23 protein-coding genes are annotated in these 24142 nt (G+C 55.6%); 6 read left to right on the top strand and 17 right to left on the bottom strand.

Translation table 11 applies throughout. The features are described 5' to 3' along the window. Positions 1-2 precede the first annotated feature (2 nt). From B3K78_RS09270 to B3K78_RS09255, 4 genes are all read right to left on the bottom strand, one after another. On the bottom strand, positions 3-2321 hold the full coding sequence (locus B3K78_RS09270) for a Tex family protein (RefSeq protein ID WP_286695221.1): 2319 nt from the start codon (positions 2319-2321) through the stop codon (positions 3-5). Positions 2322-2387: 66 nt separating this feature from the next. Continuing rightward, positions 2388-3026 carry a TetR/AcrR family transcriptional regulator gene (locus B3K78_RS09265; protein ID WP_204994814.1) on the bottom strand — a complete coding sequence of 213 codons (639 nt, stop codon included), beginning with the start codon at positions 3024-3026 and terminating at the stop codon, positions 2388-2390. A 105-nt stretch (positions 3027-3131) separates the two neighbouring features. Further along, positions 3132-3614, bottom strand: a complete 483-nt coding sequence (locus tag B3K78_RS09260; protein WP_036255753.1) for a phasin family protein — start codon at positions 3612-3614, stop codon at positions 3132-3134. 159 nt (positions 3615-3773) lie between these two features. Next, positions 3774-4220, bottom strand: coding sequence for a hypothetical protein (locus B3K78_RS09255; protein WP_027873297.1), 447 nt, complete (start codon positions 4218-4220; stop codon positions 3774-3776). A gap of 272 nt (positions 4221-4492) precedes the next feature. Here B3K78_RS09255 and B3K78_RS09250 point away from each other — a divergent pair, with 272 nt between their 5' ends. Beyond that, complete coding sequence (locus B3K78_RS09250) at positions 4493-5278, top strand: esterase/lipase family protein (RefSeq protein ID WP_204994812.1); 786 nt, start codon at positions 4493-4495, stop codon at positions 5276-5278. 109 nt (positions 5279-5387) lie between these two features. On the opposite strand, the gene B3K78_RS09245 is transcribed toward B3K78_RS09250, so the two are convergent. The 9 genes from B3K78_RS09245 to B3K78_RS09205 all read right to left on the bottom strand — a co-directional run bounded on the left by B3K78_RS09245 (position 5388) and on the right by B3K78_RS09205 (position 12878). After that, positions 5388-6938, bottom strand: a complete 1551-nt coding sequence (locus B3K78_RS09245; RefSeq protein ID WP_204994811.1) for a phosphoenolpyruvate carboxykinase — start codon at positions 6936-6938, stop codon at positions 5388-5390. A gap of 170 nt (positions 6939-7108) precedes the next feature. Beyond that, on the bottom strand, positions 7109-7960 hold the full coding sequence (hslO, locus tag B3K78_RS09240; RefSeq protein ID WP_286695220.1) for an Hsp33 family molecular chaperone HslO: 852 nt from the start codon (positions 7958-7960) through the stop codon (positions 7109-7111). A 10-nt stretch (positions 7961-7970) separates the two neighbouring features. Further along, the gene (hslR, locus tag B3K78_RS09235; RefSeq protein WP_027873293.1) at positions 7971-8357 is read right to left on the bottom strand and encodes an Hsp15 family ribosome-associated heat shock protein; all 387 of its coding nucleotides are present in this window, start codon (positions 8355-8357) and stop codon (positions 7971-7973) included. A gap of 8 nt (positions 8358-8365) precedes the next feature. Continuing rightward, a complete protein-coding gene (gene yrfG, locus B3K78_RS09230) occupies positions 8366-9037 on the bottom strand; it encodes a GMP/IMP nucleotidase (RefSeq protein WP_286695219.1) in 672 nt (223 codons plus the stop codon). A 29-nt stretch (positions 9038-9066) separates the two neighbouring features. Continuing rightward, a complete protein-coding gene (locus B3K78_RS09225) occupies positions 9067-9246 on the bottom strand; it encodes a hypothetical protein (protein WP_204994808.1) in 180 nt (59 codons plus the stop codon). Between the two features lie 203 nt (positions 9247-9449). Beyond that, positions 9450-9638: a hypothetical protein gene (locus B3K78_RS09220; protein ID WP_204994807.1), complete on the bottom strand. Its 189-nt coding sequence runs from the start codon at positions 9636-9638 to the stop codon at positions 9450-9452. 150 nt (positions 9639-9788) lie between these two features. Then, on the bottom strand, positions 9789-11015 hold the full coding sequence (locus B3K78_RS09215; protein ID WP_286695218.1) for an acyl-CoA dehydrogenase family protein: 1227 nt from the start codon (positions 11013-11015) through the stop codon (positions 9789-9791). Positions 11016-11030: 15 nt separating this feature from the next. Further along, complete coding sequence (locus B3K78_RS09210) at positions 11031-12137, bottom strand: acyl-CoA dehydrogenase family protein (protein WP_286695217.1); 1107 nt, start codon at positions 12135-12137, stop codon at positions 11031-11033. A gap of 162 nt (positions 12138-12299) precedes the next feature. Further along, entirely contained in the window at positions 12300-12878 is a 579-nt protein-coding gene (locus B3K78_RS09205) for a TetR/AcrR family transcriptional regulator (RefSeq protein WP_286695216.1), read from the bottom strand. A gap of 254 nt (positions 12879-13132) precedes the next feature. Here B3K78_RS09205 and B3K78_RS09200 point away from each other — a divergent pair, with 254 nt between their 5' ends. Beyond that, entirely contained in the window at positions 13133-14236 is a 1104-nt protein-coding gene (locus B3K78_RS09200) for a ketoacyl-ACP synthase III (RefSeq protein ID WP_286695215.1), read from the top strand. Here the strand turns inward: B3K78_RS09200 and B3K78_RS09195 are convergent. The 4 genes from B3K78_RS09195 to B3K78_RS09180 are packed head-to-tail and all read right to left on the bottom strand — an operon-like array spanning position 14233 to position 18578. Further along, positions 14233-15195 (bottom strand): NAD(P)/FAD-dependent oxidoreductase, encoded by a 963-nt coding sequence (locus B3K78_RS09195; protein ID WP_286695214.1) that lies wholly within the window; start codon positions 15193-15195, stop codon positions 14233-14235. The two genes, B3K78_RS09200 and B3K78_RS09195, sit on opposite strands and share 4 nt — an antisense overlap. Continuing rightward, positions 15183-16430, bottom strand: a complete 1248-nt coding sequence (locus B3K78_RS09190) for an SAM-dependent methyltransferase (RefSeq protein ID WP_286695213.1) — start codon at positions 16428-16430, stop codon at positions 15183-15185. The genes B3K78_RS09195 and B3K78_RS09190 overlap by 13 nt, the downstream gene beginning before the upstream one ends. 31 nt (positions 16431-16461) lie before the next feature. After that, positions 16462-17241: a DUF1365 domain-containing protein gene (locus tag B3K78_RS09185; RefSeq protein WP_286695212.1), complete on the bottom strand. Its 780-nt coding sequence runs from the start codon at positions 17239-17241 to the stop codon at positions 16462-16464. Beyond that, positions 17238-18578, bottom strand: coding sequence for an NAD(P)/FAD-dependent oxidoreductase (locus B3K78_RS09180; RefSeq protein WP_286695211.1), 1341 nt, complete (start codon positions 18576-18578; stop codon positions 17238-17240). The genes B3K78_RS09185 and B3K78_RS09180 overlap by 4 nt, the downstream gene beginning before the upstream one ends. Before the next feature lie 160 nt (positions 18579-18738). On the opposite strand from B3K78_RS09180, the gene B3K78_RS09175 reads away from it, so the two are divergent. The 4 genes from B3K78_RS09175 to B3K78_RS09160 all read left to right on the top strand — a co-directional run bounded on the left by B3K78_RS09175 (position 18739) and on the right by B3K78_RS09160 (position 24119). After that, positions 18739-19974 (top strand): MFS transporter, encoded by a 1236-nt coding sequence (locus B3K78_RS09175; RefSeq protein WP_286695210.1) that lies wholly within the window; start codon positions 18739-18741, stop codon positions 19972-19974. Further along, a complete protein-coding gene (locus B3K78_RS09170; RefSeq protein WP_286695209.1) occupies positions 19967-20533 on the top strand; it encodes a chalcone isomerase family protein in 567 nt (188 codons plus the stop codon). The genes B3K78_RS09175 and B3K78_RS09170 overlap by 8 nt, the downstream gene beginning before the upstream one ends. Before the next feature lie 117 nt (positions 20534-20650). Further along, positions 20651-23137, top strand: coding sequence for a TonB-dependent receptor (locus B3K78_RS09165; RefSeq protein ID WP_204994796.1), 2487 nt, complete (start codon positions 20651-20653; stop codon positions 23135-23137). A gap of 52 nt (positions 23138-23189) precedes the next feature. Continuing rightward, positions 23190-24119, top strand: coding sequence for a mechanosensitive ion channel family protein (locus B3K78_RS09160; protein ID WP_286695208.1), 930 nt, complete (start codon positions 23190-23192; stop codon positions 24117-24119). Positions 24120-24142: the final 23 nt, after the last annotated feature.

Below are 24142 nucleotides of genomic sequence, written 5' to 3'. Positions count from 1 at the left end.
CGCTACAAGCGTTTGCCCTTGCCCTGTTTCGCTTGAGCAAAGAGCGCTGCCATCGTGCCGCCGGGGGCGTTTTGCTGTTTTTTCTGCTGCTGTTTGACGTCGCGATTACTGCGTTCAGGTCGGCGGCCGCCCCTGCCCTCGGCTTGGTGGTCGCTGGCCTGATCGCTCAGGCGCATGGACAGGGCAATACGCTTACGCGCGGCGTCAACATCCATGACCTTCACTTTCACGATATCGCCGGCCTTCACAACGCTGTGAGGGTCTTTTACAAAACTCTCGGAAAGCGCAGAAATATGGACCAAGCCATCTTGATGAACGCCAATATCCACAAAGGCGCCAAAGTTGGTCACATTGGTTACTACGCCTTCCAGCACCATATCGGCTTCAAGATCAGAGATCTTTTCAATGCCATCTTTGAATTCGGCGGTTTTGAATTCCGGCCGCGGGTCGCGGCCCGGTTTATCCAGCTCGTTAATAATATCGCTGACGGTGGGGATACCGAAGCTGTCGTCGGCGTAGTCGGCGGCGTTGAGGCTTTTCAGGAAGCGACTATCACCGATCAGGTTACTGACCTCTCGACCGCAGCGCTGCACAATTTTTTCTACTACGGAGTAAGACTCTGGGTGAACCGCAGAGCTGTCCAGCGGGTTTTCACCGCCCATTACGCGTAAAAAGCCGGCGGCTTGCTCAAAGGTTTTGGCCCCAAAGCGACTAACTTCCATCAGCTGCGCGCGGTTGCGGAAGGCGCCATGCTGGTTGCGGTAGTCGACAATATTCGCCGATATCGACTGATTGAGCCCCGACACCCGCGACAACAGCGCAGGTGATGCGGTGTTCACGTCCACGCCGACGGCGTTAACACAGTCCTCAACGACGGCTTCCAGGCTGCGAGACAGCGCCGTTTGCGAGACATCGTGCTGATACTGGCCAACACCAATGGACTTGGGATCTATCTTCACCAGTTCGGCCAGCGGATCCTGCAATCGTCGGGCGATAGAAATGGCCCCGCGGATGGTTACGTCCAGGTCGGGGAATTCCCGCGCCGCGTACTCCGATGCGGAATAGATCGACGCCCCTGACTCGTTGACCATGATACTGGTACAGCCCAGTTCGGGGTGGGCGGAAAGCAGGTCTTTGACAAAGCGCTCGGTCTCGCGACTGGCGGTGCCGTTACCGATGGCGATCAATTCTATATTGTGAGTTTTAATCATCGCGAGCAGGCTGGCAGCGGCCTCCGCCTGTCGATTTTGCGGTGGATTCGGGAAAATAGCGTCGTGATCCAATACCTTGCCGGTGGCGTCAACCGCTGCGACTTTAACACCGGTGCGCAGGCCGGGGTCGAGCCCGATGGTCGCACGGGGCCCCGCTGGGGCGGCGAGTAGAAGGTCTTTTAAGTTTCTGGCGAATACCTCGATAGCGCCGGCGTCGGCTTGCTCTCGAAGCCGGCCGAGCAGATCGGTTTCAAGGTGGGTGTAGAGTTTGATTCGCCAGGTCCAACGCAGTACTTCCCGTAGCCAACTGTCGGCGGGGCGACCTTGATCCTGTAGGGATAGGTGTTCTGCCAGCATCAGTTCACAGGGGTGAATTTTGGCATCTGGCTCACCCGCGACCAAGCTCAGCGCCAGAATGCTCTCATTGCGGCCGCGGAACATGGCCAAAGCGCGATGAGAAGGGGCACTTTTTAGCGGCTCGCTGTGCGCGAAATAGTCGCGAAATTTCGCGCCCTCTTCTTCTTTGCCAGCCATTACCGTGCTACTCAGCTGCGCGTTTTCCCAAAGGTAGCTACGCAGCTTGGCGATCAAGTTGGCGTCTTCGCTGAAGCGCTCCATAAGAATATATTTGGCACCGTCTAGCACGGCTTTGCTGTCGGCAAGGCCCTGCTCGGCGTCGATGTAAGCGACTGCCTCAGTGTTCGGGTCGAGGTTTGGGTTGTCGAACAGGGCATTGGCCAGCGGTTCCAGGCCAGCCTCTATGGCAATTTGGCCCTTGGTGCGGCGTTTGGGTTTGTAGGGGAGATAGAGGTCTTCGAGTCGATTCTTGCTATCTGCCGCCAGAATGTCTGCCTCAAGTTCGGCGCTGAGTTTGCCCTGCTCGCGTATGCTGTTAAGAATACTGTCGCGGCGCTCTTCCATTTCGCGAAGGTAGCCTAAGCGGCTCTCCAGCTCGCGCATTTGGCTATCGTCGAGCCCGCCGGTGACTTCTTTTCGGTAACGAGAAATAAAGGGGACCGTGGCGCCGTCATCAAGCAGGTTAACAGCGGCGCTAACCTGTGATTCTTTTACGCCCAATTCCTGGGCAATACGACTCGAAATTGCTTGCATAATGTGTGGCCTGATACCGCGTAAAAACGCCACATTATGCAGAAACTTCGCGCTCGCGGCGAGGTTTTAGGCGTCTTTGGTTAATACGTCGAAAAGGGTGCAGCACTCGTCGTAGAAGTAGCGGAAGTCCGCCGTGAGATAGGGGGCAACCAGCGACATAAGATGAAAGACGCCTCGGTGGATGGTGATCTCGTCGGCGCAATTTTTCTCTCTCAGGCTGTTGTAGTTTAGCCAGAATGTGAGATTGAGTACGACGTTGTCGCAGAGGCGCGAAAGTGGTGTGCCGGTGGTGTCCAGAATTCCCGCGGCGACCAGCTCTTCGGCAACGGCTTCGGCAGCTTGTAATTTTAGATTGAGTAGTTTGCGGAAGCGACGGTCGATATCGGGGTAGCGCTGTAAAATATCGTTGAGGTTGCGGTATAAATAACGGTGCTTAAACAGTTGCTCGAAAACAATATACAGATAAAACCAAGCGTCTTGGGGACTTAGGCTTTTTTGCAGCGGGGCTTGCAGAATATCGCTGAGCTCTAGCTCAAAGGCAGAGAACAGCTCTTCGATAATTTCTTCTTTGCCGTGGAAGTGGTAGTAGAGATTGCCGGGGCTGATGTCCAGCTCATTGGCGATATCAACGGTGGTGACGTTGGCTTCGCCCTCGTCATTGAATAGGGCCAAGCTTGCCAGCAGGATTTTTTCGCGGGTTTTCATCCCTGAGTTAACCACCCATATTCATCGACAGGGCGTTAAAGTGACACGCCTGTGGGCGCTTGTCCAGAGAGGACGCGACCCGCTAAAAAGCGGGTCGCGAAGGGCTTACTCGGCAGCTTTCTTTGCAGCGGCCTTTTTCGCGGGCGCTTTTTTGGCTGCAGTTTTCTTCGCGGCAGCTTTCTTAGCGGGGGCCGCCTTTGCTGGCGCTTTGCTGGCCTTGCTCAGTGCATCGACTTTCTTGCTCAGTGCATCCAGTTTTTTCTCGAGACGCTCGAGGTCGTCGGCGCTGGCAGTGTGACCAAAGCCCAGGCTTGCGCGCATTTTGCTGATGCGCTCTTCAATGGAAATAGTCTTGCCAATATTGCTGGCTTCGCCCAGTTTTTCGCGAGCTTGCACTTCCAGTTTGTTGCCCTTGTCGACCAACTCTTTGAACAGGCGTGGGCTGTCTTTGCTTGCTTTTTCGTAGACTTCTTGTGCTTCGTCGTAGGCGCGGCCGTATGCACCAAGGCCAGCCAGCCAAATGCTTTTTGCCAGTTCACCGGCTTGAGAAGAAACGTCTTTCAGGCTTTTCTTGCTGTCGTTGCTCATAAGATTCTCCAATGTGCGAAACGTTTTTGCGCAGCAGTGAGAGTGGAGCTCCGCACTGATGCAAAAAAGCACGATGACCAAGTTGGCGCATCGTGCAAAGCATAGTTAGGGTAAGGACCTAGGGGGGTAGGCGGTCAAAGTGACCGCCAAAATGCTCAATTACGATGCAGCAGCTTCTGTTGCTACAGCATCTTCACTCTTGCGAGAAACCAAGCCTTTTACCTTTTCGAGGTTGCTTTCCAGGCTTTCACGCAGCTCTTTAATGCGCACGTCTACCGCTTCGCTTTTTACTGACTCAAGCTTGGCAGTCGCTTCGGTTTTTGTTTCGTTGATCTTGGCAACAACTTGCTCTTTGCTTTCTTCAAACTTGGCAATGGCGCTGCTTTGTACTTGCTCGCCACGGCTTACCAGGCCTTCAAAAATTTCGTTGCGCTTTGCGTACAGATCTTTGTACTTAGCTTCAGTTGCCTTGATTTTTTCTTCGGTCAATTTAGCCAGCTCTTGGCTTTGCTCAAACGCTTTACCAGCCAAGCCCAGTTGAGCCAAAAATACATCTTTGGCAACAGTGTTTGCTTTCTCAACGAAGTTAGTTTTTGCGTCGCTCATAGTACGTTCCTCTCTTGGGGGGTGCCCCGTAATGTGTGTTATCAGCGACGGCGCAAACTGCTGGCCGCCGGTCTCGCTGTATGGGGTGAACGTTACGCATAAAAATTAGAAAGGGCATACTAAAGTGCACGTTTCCAAACATTGTGTCGCAGAGGGTCGAATTATCTCACGGCCGGCAGGAGGTGACGGAAAGGATTGCCAGTGCCGCCGAATATTGTTTAGATAATATGACAGGGTCGCTGTTACGAACCCGAATAATAAGAGAGAAAAAGATGGAAACTAGCACTAATGCTGCGGCCTCACGCAGTACCGCGAAAGAGTTGCGTTCTCTTGCAGAGATTTTTTCGGCAGTCTCCATGCGCGGTTTTCACCGTCATTTATCTTCAGGCGACGGTCACCCAGTGGTGATTGCGCCGTCATTTATGACCAGCGATGTCGCAACCTCGGTAATGCGCCGAGCTTTGCGTCAAGCTGGGTTCGATGCCTATGGTTGGGAGCAGGGTCTGAATACAGGACTGCGCGAGCAGGTTTACCTGAATTTCGAGCGCCATGTAAAGGATTTGGCGAGCCGCTATGGGCGTAAAGTCAGTCTGGTGGGTTGGAGCCTGGGCGGCATATATGCTCGCAGCCTTGCCCAGCGGAATCCCGACTTTATTCGCCAGGTGGTGACACTGGGCTCGCCGGTAAATATTCCGGAAATGCGCGGTGTATCCGGCCCTGTGTTGAAGTTATACGAAATGCTTAACCCTGGGGCGATGGATGACCCCATGCTGAATTGGCGGGAGGAGTGGTGCAGTGCGCCGCCAGTGCCTTCTACGGCGATGTATAGCGCCAGTGACGGTATTGTGGATTGGAAGTACTGCGTTCATCAGGAACCGGGAGAGCAGAGCGAAAATTTACGGGTACCAGCGAGCCATATGGGGATGACCCATAATTTGGCGGTGCTGTATGCCTTGGCCGACCGTCTCTCTCAACGAGAGGGTCAGTGGCGGCCCTTTGAATTGACGGGCCTGCGCCGCCGGTTATTCCACGTGAGTGAGCACTTGGCCGTCGCGTAGTGCGCTAATAGAGAAGTGCCGCAGTGACGGGCGGTTTCAGTACGAAACCGTCGTGCATAAAAAAGGGCAGCCCTTGGGCTGCCCTTTTTGCTATCCGGCTATTATTCGCTTAGCTTTTCGGGCCAGCGGCTACGATAGCGTCAGAGACGTCAAACTTGGTGATGTTCTCTTGGAACAGTTTCGCCAATTTGCTGGCTTCCTGGTCGTAGGCTGCTTCATCGCCCCACGCCTTGCGTGGGTTGATGTATTTGTCGTCTACGCCCGGAATTGCCTTGGGGATAGTCAGGTTCAGAATATCCAGTTGCTCGGTTTCTGCGCCGATCAACGCGCCACTTTGTGCCGCGGCAACCACAGCGCGAGTCACTGGGATGGGGAAGCGCGAACCGGTGCCGCCAGCTGCGCCTGAGCCGCCAGTCCAGCCGGTGTTGATCAGGTAAACCTGAGAGTCGAAGTCTTCAATACGCTTCATCAACAGCTCGGCGTATTCGCCTGCGGGACGCGGCATGAAGGGCGCACCAAAGCACGTGGAGAAAGTGGGGTGGATACCTGCTTCTGCGCCCAGCTCAGTTGAGCCAACGCGGGCGGTGTAGCCGCTCAGGAAGTGGAAAGCCGCCGCTTCTTTGGACAGGATAGAGATCGGAGGCAAAACGCCTGACACGTCACAAGTCAGGAAGATAACGGTTTTCGGTTCGCCGGCGGCATTCTCGATAACGCGTTTTTCAACGTTTTCCAGTGGGTAACAGCAGCGGCCGTTTTCCGTCAGGCTTGTGTCGTCGTAGTCTGCGGTGCGGCTGTTTTGGTCGATTACTACGTTTTCAACGATGGCGCCGAAGCGGATGGCGTCCCAGATGATGGGCTCGTTCTTCTGGCTCAGGTTGATGGTTTTGGCGTAGCAGCCGCCTTCAATATTGAATACTGAGCCCTTCGCCCAGCCGTGCTCGTCGTCGCCGATCAGGTAGCAGCTAGGGTCTGCAGACAGGGTGGTTTTACCCGTGCCAGATAGGCCAAAGAATAAGGTGGTGTTGCCTTGCTCATCGACGTTCGCTGAGCAGTGCATTGGCATAACGTCTTTCTCTGGCAGCAGGAAGTTTTGCACAGAGAACATGGCTTTCTTCATTTCACCGGCGTAACGCATGCCTGCCAGCAGTACTTTGCGCTGGGCGAAGTTAATGATGACGCAGCCGTCAGAGTTAGTGCCATCGCGCTCGGGGTCGCATACAAAGCCCGCGCAGTTCAGAATTGTCCACTCTTCCTTGGCTTTTGGGTTGTACTTCTCAGGGCGTACAAACATGTTGCGACCAAACAGGCCTTGCCAAGCGGTTTGCGTGTTAACAACAACGGGAATGTAGTGATCTTCGTGAGCGCCAACGTGCAAGTTAGAAACGAAGCGATCGTGGTCGGCGAGGTAGTCTTCTACACGGCTCCACAGCGCATCAAATTTGGCGGCGTCGAAGGGGCGGTTAACACTGCCCCAATCGATGCTGTCAGCCGTTGATGGCTCTTGAACAACAAAGCGGTCACCGGGAGAACGGCCGGTACGCTTGCCAGTGGTTACCACCAGCGCGCCTGTGTCGGCCAGTTGGCCTTCGCCGCGGGCCAGCGCTTGCTCGATTAATTGGGCGGGGGTTAAATCTTTATAAACAGTTGTTTCAGCACTCATTCTCGGTATTCCTGTCACGTCGTCCCTGGGGACATTAGGAGGTCACAGTTGATCGGGGTAAACCCCCCGCGCGGGTGGCCAGATTTTGAAGGCGGCTATTATTGCAAAAATCGCCAAGCGGCGCTAACCCTGATCGCCGCCGATCTGCGGCGATTTTGGTTTTTTTTCACTCAATGTCGAGTGTTGGGCGCTGGGTCACCAAAGAGATTGGCAATATCCCCGGCGTCAAAGTGGAATTGGCGGTGGCAGAACTCGCAGTGGCTATCTATTTTCCCCTGCTCACTGAGAATGCTCTCCAGCTCTTCTCGACCCAGAGAAACCAGTGCGGATTCCATGCGTTGCTGGCTGCAGCTACAGACGAATTTTAGCGACTTGGGCTCGAATACCCGCACCGTTTCTTGGTGGTACAGGCGGTACAGTAAGCGGTCTGCGCTGAGTGTCAGTAGCTCTTCTTGTTGAACGGTATCGGCCAGGGTGGTGAGGTGCTGCCAAACGGCGGCATCACTTTGTTGCTCCGGCAGCTCTTGTAGCAGGATGCCCGCGGCGGTTTCGCCATCGGCGGATAGCCACAAGCGGGTGGCCAATTGCTCGCTCTGGCGGAAGTAGGCCTCTATACACGCGCCGAGATTCGCGCCATCTAAGCTGACAATTCCTTGATAACGTTGCCCTTTTTCAGGGTCGATAGTGATGGCTAGCTGACCGTTGCCCAGCAGGCTATGAAAGTCCTCGCCGATCGCCTGGCCGGCGTCGCGAGCAATGCCGCGAATATCGCCGTTGGAATTTGCCTCGGCCATAATGAGTGGGACCTGACCGTCCCCGCGAACCTGCAGAATCAGGCTGCCGCGAAATTTAATGGTGACACTCAGCAGGGCTGCGGCAACCAAAAATTCCCCCAGCAAAGCCGCGACGGCTGGCGGGTAGTGGTGGTTTTCCAGCATCTCGCGATAGCTTTGCTGGATCTGGATATGCGCGCCTCGCACATCACTGCCGTCGAAAATGAAGCGGTGAACTTGATCACTCATAAGGGGCTGTTTAGTCCTGTTGTTCGCGGAATCGGTGAATTTGGCGGCGCTGTTTCTTATTGGGGCGCTCGCTGCGCAGTACCCCTGCTGCAGCCCCCAGCGCTTTCCGGTCGGCTGCATTCTGCTGGCGCTTGGCAATACTGGCGTCGGTTTCGCGGTAGAGTAAGGCGGCTTCGGGCGCGCCACGCCGCTGGTCGGAGATAGCGATAATCTCGACTTCGCGCTCGTCCCAGCCGGTGCGCAGCGTTAGCATGCCGCCCACTTCTACTTCCTTGCTTACCTTGCAGCGGGCGCCATTATAATGCACTTTGCCGCCCTCTATGGCCTGTTTTGCGATGCTGCGGGTTTTGTAGAAACGGGCGGCCCACAGCCACTTATCCAGGCGAAGGCGTTGTATGTCTTTGCTCAATCTCGGTCTCGCGGTGGTATTGGCAGAATTTCGTCAAAATGCTCGATAGCGGGGTAGCTTAACCCCTGGCGCAGGGGCGCGCGACTGTCGGGGCGCTTCATGGTAATTAAGTGGCGTATACCGTGGCGAGCGGCAGAGTCTAACACGGTGGCGGTATCGTCAATCAGCAGGCTGCGAGCGGGCTCGTAATGCCAGTGTTGGGCGAGCTTTTGCCAGAAGGTGTCGTCCTCCTTGGGTAGGGCGAGTTCGTGAGAGGTAATGATGCGCTGAACCCACTGACCAAGGCCGGTTTTTTCCAGCTTGATATCGAGGCCGCCCTGGTGGGCATTGGTGACCAGCCAAACATCCCGGCCGCTGCGTTGCAGGGCATTCAAAAATCGTTCTGTGCTGGGGTGCATGCGAATGAGGTGGCTAATTTCGCGTTTGAGCGCGGTGATGTCGAGTTGAAGCTCTTCAGACCAGTAGTCGAGGCAGTACCAGTTCAGTGAGCCGCGCTCAGCCATGATGCGGGCGATCAGTTCTTCACTAACGGTTTGGAGGTCGCCGCCATGAATCTCGGTGTACCGGCGAGGGAGGTGCTGTGTCCAGAAAAAATTGTCGTAGTGCAGGTCGAGTAGTGTGCCGTCCATGTCTAACAGAACGGTGTCGACGTCTTGCCAGTTAATCATAGTGCCGCGCCCTAATTGCGCGGCGAAAACTAGCGCGCCGCGTTGACTCGCATTGCCTGGTGGCTAATGGCATCTTTCATATCAATGGTTTCAGCGTAGTTCACATTGAGCCACCACTCATCGCGGTTGCTACGGAATTGATCGATAGGGCGGCCGCGATGCTTATTTTCGCTGAAGATAGAGTTTGTGCTGTTCGCTGCTGTTGCCATCACTGTGTCCTCTGCTGTGCGCTTAAGTGGTTGCGCTGTTCGAGTGTTAACCATAGTGATAGCGGCTCGGCAGCAGTATAGGGAAAAGCCCGTAATCAGTGAAGTGCTGCAGAAAAATGTGCGCTGTGCACGGTGTTAGCACACGTTGCCTTGGTTGATGTGTCACCGCATATCGGTGTTGATAATCACGTGAATTGCTGAGCTTAAGCGCGAGCGGTGTTGGCGCTGGCGTCGATGAATTCCGCGTAGTCCACGCTCAGCCACCATTCGCTGTGGTTGAGGCCTAGGCGAGAAAGGCGGCGGGCGGCGGCCCGAGGTCGGAAAATGCTGTCGGTGTCTTTTTTTGCCGATAATTGCGCGTTGGAGCGGCGCTTTAAAAATTGCGTTGCCATGGTAGCCCCCAGTGATTCGGTATTTTTAATACTGGAGTGACTGTAGCAATGTCATATCTTCCTGCGTATACGCAATAGTCGGTAGCGGCATTTACCTAGGGCCTGTTAACAGGCCTGGCCGCTACCGACTATCACTTCCGTACTTGCTGGCTAAGCAGATTGGTTGCCGGATGGGATGTCTTTGAATGCCATGCCCTTATCCGCTCTGGGCTCCTGAGGCATGCCTAATACCTGTTCGGCAATGATATTGCGCATGACTTCATCGGTACCACCCGCCAGGCGAATACCGGGAGAGAACAGGGCGGTTTTCTGGAAGTGGGCCTGCTGCGGCGCGAAGTCGGGGTTCATCACCGGGCCGCCTTCACCGAGCAATTGCAGGGCATAGTTGGCAATGTCTTGATTCATCACGGCACCGACCAGTTTTCCGAGCGCGGCTTCGGCGCCGGGCATTCCCCCTTTGGCCACAGCGGTGAGCATGCGGTTGGTGGAGGCCTTGATCCCGGCGTGCTGGCAGTACCAATCGGCCAAGTGCTCGCGCACAGAGGGGTTGTCGGATACTGGCTCGCCGTCTATCTGCAGCGTTTTGACTAATTGCAGTAGCTCTGGGAAACCGTCCGGCTGGACGCCGGAGATCGCCAGGCGCTCGTTCATCAGCACTAACAGCGCAGCGCCCCAGCCGCCGCCAACCTCGCCGAGCCGCTGGCTGTCTGGAATCTCGGCGTCATTGAAAAATACTTCATTAAAATGCGCGTCGCCATCCATTTGCTTGATGGGCTTAACCTCCACGCCGGGCTGGTGCATATCGATGTAAAACATCGTCATGCCGCGGTATTTAGACACCTCGGTATCGGTGCGGCACAAAATAACACCGTAGTCCGAGTGCTGGGCGCCAGAGGTCCAGATTTTCTGGCCGTTTACTACCCATTTGTCACCTTGCTTGACTGCGCTGGTACGCAGCCCGGCGACGTCGGAACCGGCACTCGGTTCTGAAAACATTTGGCACCAAACATCTTCAGCGCTGGCCATTCTTGGTAGCAAGTGCTGTTTTTGCTGCTCGCTGGCGAAGTGCATAATCGCCGGGCCACAGTTGCCTATGCCAATAACAAAGTAGCCATCGGGCTCGGCATAATTGGCCACTTCTTGAGACCAAATCACTTTGTGGATCTGGCTCAAGCCGGCGCCGCCATACTCTTTAGGCCAGTCGAGACAGGCAAATCCCGCGTCGGCCACTTTTTTGTACCAGCGTTTGGCATCGTCATAGCGTTCGGCCTGGGAGGGGCGACCCGCGCCGGTTTGTTTTGGGCGCGCATTGGCAGTGAGCCATTGGCGTACTTCTGCGCGAAATGCTGCTTGTTCGGGGGTATCTTTGAAGTCCATTGTCAGCTCCGGTGCTTAAGCAGTTAGCAGTTGTTCGGTGAGGCGGTTTTTCCAGACGGGGGCGCTGCCGATAACGCTTGAGAGTAGCTGGGCGCGTCGGTAGTAAAGGTGGCAGTCAAACTCCCAGGTAAACCCCATGCCGCCGTGGGCCTGAATGTTCTCTTTGCTGCACAAGTAGTAGGCGTTTATCGCGCTGACGCGAGCGGTGGCGGCGGCCAGAGGCAACTCGCGTTCGCCATCGGTCATGGCCCAGGCCCCATAGTAGGCGTTGGATTTCGCCAGCTCCTTTGCCACAAACATATCGGCGAGCTTGTGTTTAATCGCCTGAAAGGAGGCAACTTGGCGACCAAATGCGTAGCGGCCTTCGGTATAGGTTTTTGCCATATCAATTACGGCTTCACAGCCGCCTACTTGCTCAAAGCTGAGCAGTACGGCGGCGCGATCAAGTAGCTGTTGATAGCAATGGGAGAAATCTTCGCCATTGCCCAACGGCTCAGAGGGGGCGCCGGTAAATTGAAGTGTGGCCATTGCCTGACTGGGGTCGATTGTCTGCTGGACTTGGCGTTGTATGGCACTGTGGTTGAGGTCTGCCTTATAAAAGGCCGTGCGGCCGGCTTCATCGCGCGCAGCAATAATGGCGAAATCAGCGGTGTGGCCGTGCAAAACAGCCTGAGCCGTGCCGTTCAAGACGGCGTCGCTAGCCGTAATGGTATTTATCGCGCCGTGGTTGAGACTGCGCGTTTCGGGCAGGGCAACACAGGCTATGGCGTCGCCGCTGGCCAACTGAGGAAGCCATTCAGCCTTCTGGGTGTCGCTGGCGCAGAGTTTTATCGCCTCGGTGGCGAGGTAGACTGAGGCGGTAAAGGGCAGTGGTGCCACTGCGCGACCCAGCTCCTGGGCGATGACGCACAGCTCCAGATAGCCCATGCCGAGCCCCCCGAATTCTTCGTCGATCGCGATGGCGGGCCAGCCAAGCTCGGCCACCTGTTTCCACAGTGTTTCGTCATAGGCTCTCGCGTGCTCAAGGGCCTGTCGCGCGCGGTCTGGCGGGCATTCTCGGCTCAGAACGAGGCGAGCTTGGTCCTGAATGGTTTTCTGGTCGTCGGAAAAATCAAAATTCATAGATCGGCTCCTACTATTTTTATCTAATACGGCCGTATTAGTTTGTTGGATTCGCGTGCGCAATGCAGCAGTGATATGAGCCAACTAACTATAGAAGAGCGAGAAATAAAAAACGGCCACTAGAAGCTAGCGGCCGTTTAGATAAAGCGGGGGGAGCTGAGATTAGAAGCGCAGTGCGCGCATGCTGGCGTGGAATTCAGCTTTGCTCACAGGGTGCTGACGGTAAATCAGTGCCAAGCGTCCAGTTAGCGGCACGAGGTCATCAATGCTCAGGCTCTTGCCGGTTTGCGCATTGTAGTTGCGCAGCGGCTCGATGAGCAGTTCGCGCCACAGGCGGTCGGACTCATCGTTGTCGATGTGCGGCATGATCTCTGCGGAATTGCGGCCGCTGGTGATTTCCAGGCGGTTGTCCTCGGCGGGGCGGTAGTTGGCAGTAAACCAAATACACTCTTCCAGCATACGAGGGAAATCCTCTTTATATTCTGCAACGACATCCTTGAGCTGTTCGAACATGCGATTGCGCTCAATATCGACAAGCGAAGAGATGATGTCGGATTTGCCGGTGAAGTAGCGATAAACTGTCCGCCGCGTCACGTTGGCGACATTGGCAATGTCTTCGATGGTTGTAGACTTAACGCCTTTCGCTGCAAAGCAGCTTACGGCCGCCTCAAGCAGGAGTTTCTTGCCGGTTACCAGATCATCTACTCGGGCGCCATTGCCCCAACGTTTGTTCGTTTTCATACTTACCACGCTCTGAATTTACAACACGGTTCTTACAGCTTGTTTGTGTGTCACTATGCTAGCACGCTGTAATCTTGCAGATGATCAGAAAAAGGCCAAATCGACTAAGGGATTATACGTATAGCCTGTGAAGTAGTGATCATTTTGGTGCAAAACGGCCCTGCTTGCCTCTCTATATCCCGTTGGATGCGCGGCGTGACAGCAACGATCTGGCTCGGCATAATGCCGCTCATCACTGAAGAGGATACCTGTGCATGCCATACGCGACGATAACTGGATGGGGTAAATGCGTTCCCCCCGCTGTGCTGAGTAATGAAGACCTGACAACCTTCCTCGATACGTCTGATGAGTGGATCTCGACGCGTACCGGGATCAAAGAGCGCAGAATCTCTCATGTGTCCACCGCGACTCTGGCAAGCATGGCGGCAAAGCGCGCCCTGGCCGCCGCCGACCTCGACCCTGCCGAGCTGGACATGATCATTATGGGAACCGCTTGCCCGGATACGCTGATTCCGAATTCGGGGTCGTTCGTGCAGGACAGTATCGGCGCGACCAATGCGGCGGTTTTTGACCTCAATGCGGCCTGCACGGGTTTTGTTTATGGTCTAAGTGTGGGCACGGCCATGATCCGTTCTGGTGCAATGAAGAAGGTGCTGGTAATCGGCGCGGATCGAATCCCCTATTTCCTCGACTACAGCATGCGCGATGTAGCGGTGCTGTTTGGCGACGGTGCGGGCGCAGTCATCCTTGAAGCAGGTGAAGAAGAAAGCGGCATGCTTGCGGAGCGTTTGGGTTGCGATGGCGACGCGCGCGATATTCTGTCGGCGCGTGATTCCGGTACCGTTCGTGAGCGCTTTGCCGGTATCGATGGTTATTACGATATCAATTTCGAGGGGCCGGAAATATTTAAACGCGCGGTGCGCGGCATGGGCCAAGCGGTAACGGACGTACTTGATAAGTGCGGGCTGGCTGCTGAAGACGTGGATGTGCTGGTCCCGCATCAGGCGAATATTCGTATTATCGAAACGCTGATGAAGCGTTTGAAGGCGCCGGAAGAAAAGGTCATCGTTAATATTGAAAAATATGGCAACACTTCTGCCGCGACGGTGCCGATTGCGTTGTGTGAAGCGCTTGAGCAGGGCCGCATCAAGCCCGGCGACCACATTTTGACAGCCGCCTTTGGTGCAGGTCTAACCTGGGGGGCGGCACTCATTAAATGGGGTGATCGCGTGACGCCGTTGCGTGAATGCGAAGAAGATCTGCCGCCCTGCGATAAAACAGCGTTGGAGCTGCTGAAACCCTGGATTGACGGCAGCAATGCTGCAGCAGCCAAAAAAGCAGCCGAGGCAGATAGCTAACAGGCGCTGGCCAACCACTGTTTTACCCGCTGTACCGCGAAGGTGGCGCTGCGTAGCGCCCCTTCCGCATTGCCTCCAACGCAGTAATCCCCCGCCAATGCTATTTTCAAGCTGTCGTCAGCACGCTGTGAGTCGCTGATAACTGCTGTTTCCGGTCTGGCGAAACGCCAGCGCTGTATGTCGCTGTGTAGCAGTGGTGGCGTGGGCGCTATCGATGCCAGCTCGGTCATCACTCTATCGATAATTTCGTTGTCGCTGCGTTGTTCAAAGTGGTGGCTGGCATCGTCGGTCAGCTCGATGGAATAGCAGTGCTGATGGTCCCGTCCTGGCGCGGACGACAAGCAAACAATTCGGCGCAGTATCGCGTGCGATTCAATATCGATTATTTCGCTCGGCGTCCACGCACCGTCAAATTGAACAATCACCGTCCAGCCCGCTTGCCAGGGTGATTCGGCAATGGTGAGAGAGCTGGTTGTGGGTAACAGGTCTCGCGCCTGGGGGGCGGGGGTGGCGAGAATCACCGCCGAAAAATCACCGAGATCCTCCTCTTTGTCATCGCGCAATGACAGCGTTGTTGATGTTGGGTGAATGGCGGCTACTCGTTGCCCCCGGCGAACCTCAATGCCGTCAGCCAGAGCATGGCATAGTCGGTTGTTGCTGCCCGCCGCCGTGTAGTGTGTTTGGGTTGCTTGAGGCAGTAATTTACCGTCGCGCCACTGCGCGGTGGTATATGGTTGGGCGCTGATGGCGTCCCTAGGGAAGTATTGCAACTGCTCTGGCGTCAGGGCAAGTAAGGGGGCGCCGATATCAACGTTACCCCAGGGGTGCCTGCGCCGGGCGAGTCGCCCGCCCAGGCCGCGCGACTTTTCAAAGACGGCGACGGGTAGGCCGCACTCATTGAGCATTTTTGCGCAAAGCAGGCCGCTCAATCCGGCGCCGATGATGGCTACGGGGCGCAATGGGGCTTCTCAAGCACAAATTGGTAAACATCTATCGAGCCCGCGCGAAAGCCGCCTTCGCAATAGCCAAGATAGTATTGCCACATGCGTTTAAAGCGTTGATCAAACCCCAGCGGGATGATGTGTTCCCAGCGCGCATTAAACGCTGTCGCCCAGTGCGCCAGCGTTTTGGCATATGACAGGCCAAAGGGCAGCTCGCTTTTTATGTCGAAGCCCGCCTTGCTGGCATGGGAGCGGAAGAGATCTGGGCTGGGCAGCATTCCACCGGGGAAGATGTAGCGCTGGATAAAGTCCGGGTTGTCGCGGTAGCCTTCAAAACGTTTTTCTTCGATGGTGATCACCTGTATTGCCGCTCTGCCGCCTGGCTTGAGGCGGGCATACAGGGTGTCGAAATAGGTTGGCCAGTACTGTTCACCGACAGCCTCAAGCATTTCTATGGAAACAATGTGGTCATATTGGTCGCGGGTGTCGCGGTAATCGGTGAGGCTAAATTTGGCTCGGTCGCTAAGGCCGGCGTCCGCGATGCGTTGCCGGGCGTAGCTCAGCTGCTCTTTGGACAGGGTGATGCCGTGGAGGGAGGCATCTTTCTGCTGGCAGAGCTGTTCGGCAAAGCCGCCCCAGCCGCAGCCCACTTCCAAAACGCGGTCGCCACTCTGCACCGCCAGTTCATCAATCAGGCGCTGATACTTTCGGTGCTGGGCGCTGCGCAAATCATCAACGCCCTCCTCGAATAGGGCTGACGAGTAGGTCATGCTGTCGTCTAACCAGTGGCGGTAAAAGTGATTGCCCAGATCATAGTGGTAGGCAATATTGCGCTTGCTGCCGCGCTTATTGTTGGCGTTACGCCGGTGTTGTAAGCGCTGCAGCCACTGCTTGGTTTTGCCGCTCGCCAGCATATCGCCGAAGTGTTCCTCGTTGACCACGATCCACTCCACCAGCGCAGCCAAGTTGGGGCAATCCCAATCGCCATCCATATAGGCTTCGCTCCATCCGACAGAGCCGCCGCTAAAGGCTTTACGCAATCCTTTCCAGTTATTAAGAATCACACTGGGTGCCAGCCGCTTGTCATGTTGGTCGCCAAAGCTGAGCTGACTTTTGTTGGGTAAAGTGACTGTGAGTGAACCGATTTTGGCATTGGCGAGCGGTGCAAGCACCTTTGCCAGCAAGTTCCGTTGGCGTTTTCCCCACCAGCTGGTGCCAAGCTGGTGCTGTAATTCTATGGCGGCTGTCTTCATCGCGTATCCCGTTAACGATTACGTTTATGGTTTACGAATCATTACGAGAGACAGGGTATTTTGGTTCAGCGGGGCGGGGAAGTATTCGCATACCCTTGATATAGAGCTTAAGCGCCTGCCAGTGAATGGCAACCATCACGCTGGCGGTCATGAACGGCAGGCGGAAGAAACTGCCCAATAAATTCCAGTCGTTTAGTGTATGGCGAACACCCCGAAATACAGCGTGCAACAGCGCTTTGCCGGCTTCGGTCTCACGTATCGCAACAGCCAATCGGGGGCCTGGTTTGCGCAGCCGGAAGTGGTAAGTCGCCTCCATAGGAATAAAGGGTGAAACGTAAAACGCTTTATCGCAACGCTGACGAATAATCTCTTTCTGGCCTTCACCTGTGGCAGTAATTAAGTAGCTATGACGCTGCCCGAAGGTGTTGCTGACCTCGTACAGCACCGCGAAGATGTCATTACTGGCGTTGTAGCAGTAGTAAACGCTTAGGGGGTTAAAGGTGTAGCCAAGGATGCGCGGGTAGCACAATAATTCTGCACGATAGAGTGGCTCCTCAATACCGTGCTCGCGAAGCGTTTGTCGGAGGTAGTCTTTCGGCGCCCGGCCATCGCCAGCGCCGAAGTCGCGGTAGTGAAAGCTAAACAGGTTAAACCGGTTCACCGACAGCAGGCGACAGCGCGCGGCGTCTTGCTCGAGTTTGTCCAGGTCAAACAGAAAGCTGTCGATACGGTAGCGAAAGCGGTGCTTTACTGGCCGAAAGCGATGGTGGAGCACTTCGCCCCGATACAGGGCGCTGCTTGCGTCACTCATGCTGCTGAACTGCTAACCTCAACAGGCAGCGGCAGATTGATACGATCGTCCTCCGGTTTTACCTGCCAGGGGCGCAGGCTGCCACCGAGGCGCTCTGCCACTGCGAGCCCCGATTGGATGCCATCCTCATGGAAGCCGTAGCCAAAATAACTGCCGCAGAACCAGCTGCGTTGCTGACCTTGCAATGCCCAGAGGTCTGTTTGCGCTGCCAGTGCCTTGCCATCGAATACCGGGTGCTGATAGCTGAACTCGCGAAAAACGTGGCGAGCGCGGGGCTCGGTCAACGGGTTCAACGAGACGACGATGGGCTCTGCGCATGGTAAATGCTGCAGGGCGTTCATCCAGTAACTTACCGAGACCTTGGTTTCACCTTGCTGGCGGTCTCCCATGTAATTCCAGCTGGACCAAACAGTCGGCCGCTTGGGGAGCAAACGAGGATCGCAATGCAACACTGCGCGATTCTCCTCGTAACGGAAGGCGCCAAGCGTCTTGCGCTCGGCCTCGCTGCTTTGGCTGAGCATCGCGAGCGCCTGATCGGCATGGCAGGCAAAGACCACCTGGTCAAAGCGATGAGCCTCTCCAGAGTCATCGACAACAATCACGTGGTCCTCGAAACGGTCAACGCGGGAAATGCCGCAGTTGAGCTTGATGTGCTGTTCGAACGGCGCAGACAGCCGTTTCACATACTCGATTGAACCGCCAACCACGGTCCGCCATGTCGGCCGATTTTTTACCTGCAGCAATCCGTGGTTTTCACAGAAGCGCAGGAATGTTTTGGCCGGATAGGCGAGCATTTGGTTTACCGGCGTTGACCAGATGGCCGCGCCCATTGGCAGTAAGTGGTCGTCGCAGAAACCCGCACCGAAGCGCTCGCGTTTCAGTAGTTCTCCGAGCGACATGCTGTCAGGCAAAGTTTCCATCCAGTTTTCGCTTTCTCGGTAGAAACGCAGCAAGTCCGAGAGCATTTTCCAAAAGCGAGGGCGCAGTAGGTTGCGCTTTTGCGCGAACATAGTGGCCAGTGAGTTCGAGCCGCTGTATTCGAGTCTGCCGTCGTCAAGCGACACGCCGAATGACATGTCTGTGGCGAGGCTGTCGACGCCGAGCTGCTTGAAAAGGTTAACAAGGTTGGGATAGCACTTGTCGTTGAACACGATGAAGCCGGTGTCTACCGCCGTGGTGCCCGCGGTTGTGGAGATTTCCACGGTGTTACTGTGACCGCCTATGCGATCGTCTTTTTCGAATACGGTGATGGCGTGGCCACTGCGTTGCAGAAGCCAGGCGCAGCTCAGTCCCGAGATACCTGAGCCGATGATGGCGATTCGTTGCTTAGTTGTCATAGTGCGGGCAATTCTGATCTTATGAGTTATTAGTTACGTACTCCCTCACTATTGCGATCACTTTTCCTTGTTCTTATGTCACTTTATACGGACTTTGGGAAATAATTAACAGGGTGTTGGCTGTGCCCGTCCGTGCTCAGCGATCCAAGGAGATACTACCATGTCCCAACCCCGAAGGCTGTTTCGCTATGCCTTGCCCGGTTTACCCCTGTCCGCCCTTGGGCTGCCCTTTTATATTTACGTGCCGCTGTGGCTGGCTGAGCAGGGCAATTATGGTTATGCCTTAGTCGGAGCGGTCTTCTTTTTAGCGCGACTTGCCGATGTTGTCACAGATTTGCCCGTTGGCGCGCTGGTAGACCGGCTCGGAGCGCGAAGAATATTGTGGCTCGCTGGCTGGGTGCTGATGACACTGAGTGCGGCCTCGCTGTTATTCCTGCCTCATCCCTGGCCGACGGTTAGCCTGCTGCTGGCATTAGTAGTGTTGATGCTGGGGTGGACGCTGATTACGGTGCCCTGGCTTGCGCTACCAGTGACGCTTAGCCGGGATGACGACCAGCGTTTAGCGTTTAATAGCGCGCGAGAGGCCATGTTGCTGTTTGGCACGCTACTGGCCATGTTGGCGCCCGCGGTGTTTGCACCGGAGTACCTGATTACGGTGGCGGCTTTCATGCTTCTCCTGCTTTTGGTGGCAGTTTTATATCAGGGCAGTCATCGCCCGCCGCCGGGCACTGAAGCGGCACCTTTTCGCCATCTGTTGGCCGAGCCGCGCGTGTCGGCATTGGCGGTACCCTGGTTTTTAAACATGTTGGCGAATGCGATTCCCGGTACCGTGCTGGTGCTGTTTATGCGCGAGGTGTTGGAGGCCGAGGCAATGATTCCGGCCGCGCTACTGAGCTATTTCCTCGCGGGTCTGCTTGCCGTGCCGCTGTGGTACGGTCTCGCGCGGCGGTGGGGTAGCTTGTTCTGTTGGCGCCTCGGGTTGGTGCTGTCGGCGGTTTTATTTAGCTTTGCCATACTGCTTGGGGCAGGCGATGCGTACTGGTTTATAGCGATTAGTGTGGGCACCGGTTTGATGCTCGGTGCGGATCAGGCAATTCCCTCAGCGATGCAGACAGGTCTGGCAAAGAAGCTGATGGCAGAAAAACCGAATACCGCCATCGCGGCCAGTCTATTTGCACTGTGGAGCATGCTGGGTAAGGCGGCGATGGGGCTGGCTGTTGGTGTGGGCTATTTATGGCTGGGTAGCCAGCTTGAACCAGAATTAGCGTCGGTGCCGCCTGATTGGGCGATCACGGCGGCTTATGTTGCGGCGCCGGTGGTATTGAAGCTGGCAGTGTTTTTCTTACTCGGACGCAAACAGCTGCGTTACTTAAGTGAAGAGGTGCACGATGCGTAAATTAGCAGGCGGTTGGCGATTTGTAGTGGTAATGACCCTGCTTGCCGGGGTGGCGGGGACTGCCCAGGCCATGAACTGGCAAACAGTGGCCGCTGACACCTATAAATTGCTCTGGAAGGAAATTACCTACACTGAGTTACAGGTGGACGGTGAGCAAGCGATGCCCGCGGAGGGAGACATTCTTACGCCCGGCTATGCCAAGCAAATTATTATTCGCTACGGCTTGTCGGTGTCTGCCGAGCGTTTTCGCAAATTGACTGATGACAGCTTGGCGGACGGCTACAGCGAGGAGGAGTTAGCACCTCATCGTCGCGCCATTGATACCTTTAATAGTTGGTATCTCGGTGTTGAAAAGGGAGACAAGTACCGGCTCAGCTGGCAGCCCGGTGTTGGCTTGAGTTTGCATCACAACGAGGCTCACCTTGGCACCCTGGCTGACGCACAGGCTGCGCAGGTGATCTTGAGCGTGTGGCTGGGACGAGCGGCGGTTAGTGAGGATCAGCGAGATTCCTTTCTGCGGCAATGGCGCAGTGCCACGAATCGCCTGGCCGAGAATTAGTTATATGGATATAACGCTTCGATCTATATAAAAAATCCAGCTTTACGACACATTTTGCTAGCATTCGCGTCATTTTATGCCGTGCTACCGTTGCGGTGTTAGCAAAAGGTGATCTTTGTGGCTCGTCAAACGCCCTCTCTGCTTCCTAAGTTTTTATTCCTTGTCGCATTTGGTCTGAGCGAACAGGCCCAGGCCGTGACGCCCAGTCGGGGCTTGGACATTGAAGAAATTATCGTCACCGCCCAGAAGAAAGAGGAAGGGGCCAACAGTATCCCGCTGGCGATTGCCACCTACACCGGCGAAGATTTGACTGCCCTCGGTGTGGCCGATACGCGCGACCTGGGTCGCTTGCTGCCAGGGTTTTCCTACGCGGATGGCGGGTTTAACGTTCCTATTTATACCCTGCGTGGGGTCGGCTTTAACGAAAACAGCCAGACTGCCAGCGCCACAGTAGGTGTGTACGTTGACGAGTTCAATCTGCCGTTCCCGGTTATGAGCAAGGGCAGCAACCTCGATCTGGCGCGCGTTGAGGTATTGAAAGGCCCGCAGGGCACGCTCTACGGCCGCAATACCACTGGTGGCGCGATCAATTATATTGCCAATAAGCCCAGTGAAGAATTCGAGTACGGCGGCGACCTCAGTTACAGCCGTTTCGATACGCTGGCTGCCGAGGGTTTTGTGTCGGGCCCGGTCACCGATACCGTGTTCGCGCGACTGGCTTATACCACCACGCAATCGGGAGAGGGTTGGCAGCGCAGCCGCACGCGCTATGCGGGCAGTGATGCCTACAATGGCAAAACGGGGCGCGACCCCGGCAATGAATATGACCGCTTCGGCTACGACCGTTTAGGAGAGATTGATCGCGATGCCGCGCGGTTGTCGCTGCGCTGGGAAGGCGGCGAGCAATGGAGCGTGAATGCCCACCTGTCGGGCTGGCGCGATCGCTCAGAACCGCAAGCGCTTCAGGTCATTGCCATTGAGTCGCAAAACGCCATCCTCGGCGATTTTGGCCTGCACCCTGACGTGGCTAATTACCCCGTTAATGATCCGGATACTGACGATGCTCAAGCGGCCGACTGGCCGAACAATGGGCTGAACTTTCGCCTGAACGATAGCTTTGTCTCGGGTGGGCTGCGCCTGGATTATCAGTTGGACGAGCGCCACGATATGGTGCTGTTGCTATCGGCGGGTCGGTTTGAGTCTGACGGTAGCTTTATTCCCCAGTCGGGTCTGGATACCGTGAATACAGAACGAAATGTGTTCGCAACAAGCGATTTTTACAACGCGGAGCTCCGTTTTTCCGGCGAATTGGGTGACGACCTGTTTTGGCAGTTAGGCGTGAACTACAGTGAGGACGAAGTCGATGAATTCCAGCGTCTTCACCACGAAAACGTCAGTATCGTCTTCCCGGTTGGCCCGCTGGGCGGCCTTCTCGGTGACGGCTTTGCATTGCTGGACAATCGCTCCGGCTTTGGCGGGAATCAAACGGCAGAGGTGGCGGCGATTTTTGCCAACACCGAGTGGCAATTCGCTGAGGACTGGAAGCTGACACTTGGTGCGCGCTATACCGATGAGCTGCGTGAGTTTAACGGTTGTTCCCGCGATGTTGATGTGGAGGACAACCCCGGTGCAGATCAGGAAGCACCGGGAGCCCAGAACAGAGGGATAGGCTTGGCCAATGCGATAACCCTGATCAGTCTGGCGCAGGCGCCGATGGCTGGTTATGCGCCGGGCAGGGCAGAGCGCGGTGGTTGCTTCACCCTCGACAGTGAAACACGTCGCCCCGGTCGGTTTTTTGGTGAGCTGCACGAGGATAACGTGTCCGGACGCATCGCCGTGGATTGGGAGTTTGCGCCGGAGAAGCTAGTGTTTTTGGGCTTGAGTCGGGGTTACAAGTCGGGAAGCTTCCCGCTGATCAATATTTCGGACTCAGTGCAGTATGCGCCCGCGACGCAGGAACGCCTGGATGCTATAGAGCTGGGAACGAAGTTGCGCTTATTTGAGCGTATGCAATTGAATGCCTCGGTATTCGACTACCGCTACCGAGACAAGCAGCTGGTAACGAACTTTCGCGACCCGATTTTCGGGGCGTTGCCAGCGCTCCGCAATGCGCCCAAATCCTCCGTGCGCGGCGCTGAGCTGGACTTGAAAATGACACCCTTTGCGGGCCTGTTCCTCGCCCTTCAGGCCTCCTATCTGGACACTGAAGTAGAAGAGTTCATCAGTGGCGATCGCAACGGTGAAGAGTTTGACTTCAGCGGCAAGCCCTTTAATTACAGCCCGCAATGGGAATACTCCGTTGTTGCTGAATACACCTTGCCGCTGTTCGACGACTATGAGCTCTCCGTAGGCGGCGACCTGAGCTATCGGGGTGAGACCAATGCCTCCTTGCAGAAAGACCCACGCTTTTTCATGGAAGACTATACGGTGATCAATGCGCGCTTAGGCTTTGCGCCGCTGGCGGGGCCTTGGAAGGTGCAGCTGTGGGGGCGCAACATCACCGATGAGTACTACTACAATAACGTGACCAACCAGCTCGATACCATCGGTCGTTATACCGCTATGCCGGTGGTGTGGGGGGCAACAATTAGCTGGCGCCGCTAGCGTCAATCGCTGGTAGAATTCGCCAACTGCGCTATATATCTAACAAGTTGCCGTGGCGGTACTTGCTGGTGAGGAACACGTTATTAGCCCTGAAGCCTTTCTACTGAACGTCCAGAGTAGTTTGAACTACCCGCTTATCACGCTGGGTGAGCGGCCCATTACACTGGGGACATTGCTCGCCGGGGCAGTGATTGTCGTTGCTGCGCTGGTGATTTCCAAAACACTGCGTCGAAGCCTTAGAGGTATTGCCTCGCGGCGCAGTGGTTTGAGTCCCAGCTCCCTCTACACCATGGAGCGCCTCACCCACTATGTTGTGTTGGTGCTGGGCAGCTTTTTCGCACTCTCTGTTGTCGGTATCGACTTTTCTAAGCTGGCCCTGGTTGCCTCCGCGCTATCTGTGGGCATTGGCTTTGGGCTTCAGGCGATATTCAGTAATTTTGTTTCCGGTTTGATCATTTTGGTCGAGCGTTCACTAAAGGTCGGTGACTACGTTCAGCTGGAGAGCGGTGTGATTGGCGTGGTCAGTGAAATCCGCGTTCGGGCAACCTTAATTACGACTCTCGAAAACGCAGAAGTGGTGGTGCCGAACTCGGAGTTTGTGAACGGGAAGGTGACCAACTTTACATTGAGCAATAACTTCTGTCGCCTGCGTATTCCCTTTGGCGTCGCCTACGGAACCGATAAAGAACGCCTGCGAGAGGTTGTGTTGGCGGCGGTAGCGGCGCAGCATCAAACCCTGTTGGATTCGCCGTCGCATCAACCCACCCTTCAAATGAAAGGTTTTGGCGATTCAAGCTTGGACTTTGAGCTGTTAGTTTGGGTTAAGCCTGAATTTGCTGCGCAGCAAAGCTCAACGCGTTCTGCCTACCTATGGGCCTTGGATACGGCGCTGAATGAGGCGGGTATTACGGTGCCATTCCCGCAGCGAGACCTTCATCTAGTGTCGGGCCTGCACCCTCAGGTTGCAGAGGACAGCGGTTGAGAAATCGGAGTGCTGTGGGTAAT

Source organism: Spongiibacter sp. UBA1325 (assembly GCF_002306875.1).
Lineage (GTDB): Bacteria > Pseudomonadota > Gammaproteobacteria > Pseudomonadales > Spongiibacteraceae > Spongiibacter > Spongiibacter marinus.
Note: the sequence above shows the minus strand (reverse complement) of the source record. Positions and strands in the feature narration are given on the sequence as shown.

What these genes read in the sequence shown, in the direction of transcription:
- B3K78_RS09185 (WP_286695212.1), bottom strand. Translation starts at nt 17,241, where the DNA reads ATGAGTGACGCAAGCAGCGCCCTGTATCGGGGCGAAGTGCTCCACCAT.
- B3K78_RS09265 (WP_204994814.1), bottom strand. Translation starts at nt 3,026, where the DNA reads ATGAAAACCCGCGAAAAAATCCTGCTGGCAAGCTTGGCCCTATTCAAT.
- yrfG (WP_286695219.1), bottom strand. Translation starts at nt 9,037, where the DNA reads ATGATTAACTGGCAAGACGTCGACACCGTTCTGTTAGACATGGACGGC.
- B3K78_RS09245 (WP_204994811.1), bottom strand. Translation starts at nt 6,938, where the DNA reads ATGAGTGCTGAAACAACTGTTTATAAAGATTTAACCCCCGCCCAATTA.
- B3K78_RS09205 (WP_286695216.1), bottom strand. Translation starts at nt 12,878, where the DNA reads ATGAAAACGAACAAACGTTGGGGCAATGGCGCCCGAGTAGATGATCTG.
- B3K78_RS09215 (WP_286695218.1), bottom strand. Translation starts at nt 11,015, where the DNA reads ATGGACTTCAAAGATACCCCCGAACAAGCAGCATTTCGCGCAGAAGTA.
- B3K78_RS09200 (WP_286695215.1), top strand. Translation starts at nt 13,133, where the DNA reads ATGCCATACGCGACGATAACTGGATGGGGTAAATGCGTTCCCCCCGCT.
- B3K78_RS09255 (WP_027873297.1), bottom strand. Translation starts at nt 4,220, where the DNA reads ATGAGCGACGCAAAAACTAACTTCGTTGAGAAAGCAAACACTGTTGCC.
- hslO (WP_286695220.1), bottom strand. Translation starts at nt 7,960, where the DNA reads ATGAGTGATCAAGTTCACCGCTTCATTTTCGACGGCAGTGATGTGCGA.
- B3K78_RS09190 (WP_286695213.1), bottom strand. Translation starts at nt 16,430, where the DNA reads ATGAAGACAGCCGCCATAGAATTACAGCACCAGCTTGGCACCAGCTGG.
- B3K78_RS09180 (WP_286695211.1), bottom strand. Translation starts at nt 18,578, where the DNA reads ATGACAACTAAGCAACGAATCGCCATCATCGGCTCAGGTATCTCGGGA.
- B3K78_RS09270 (WP_286695221.1), bottom strand. Translation starts at nt 2,321, where the DNA reads ATGCAAGCAATTTCGAGTCGTATTGCCCAGGAATTGGGCGTAAAAGAA.
- B3K78_RS09225 (WP_204994808.1), bottom strand. Translation starts at nt 9,246, where the DNA reads ATGGCAACAGCAGCGAACAGCACAAACTCTATCTTCAGCGAAAATAAG.
- B3K78_RS09170 (WP_286695209.1), top strand. Translation starts at nt 19,967, where the DNA reads ATGCGTAAATTAGCAGGCGGTTGGCGATTTGTAGTGGTAATGACCCTG.
- B3K78_RS09175 (WP_286695210.1), top strand. Translation starts at nt 18,739, where the DNA reads ATGTCCCAACCCCGAAGGCTGTTTCGCTATGCCTTGCCCGGTTTACCC.
- B3K78_RS09220 (WP_204994807.1), bottom strand. Translation starts at nt 9,638, where the DNA reads ATGGCAACGCAATTTTTAAAGCGCCGCTCCAACGCGCAATTATCGGCA.
- B3K78_RS09260 (WP_036255753.1), bottom strand. Translation starts at nt 3,614, where the DNA reads ATGAGCAACGACAGCAAGAAAAGCCTGAAAGACGTTTCTTCTCAAGCC.
- B3K78_RS09250 (WP_204994812.1), top strand. Translation starts at nt 4,493, where the DNA reads ATGGAAACTAGCACTAATGCTGCGGCCTCACGCAGTACCGCGAAAGAG.
- B3K78_RS09210 (WP_286695217.1), bottom strand. Translation starts at nt 12,137, where the DNA reads ATGAATTTTGATTTTTCCGACGACCAGAAAACCATTCAGGACCAAGCT.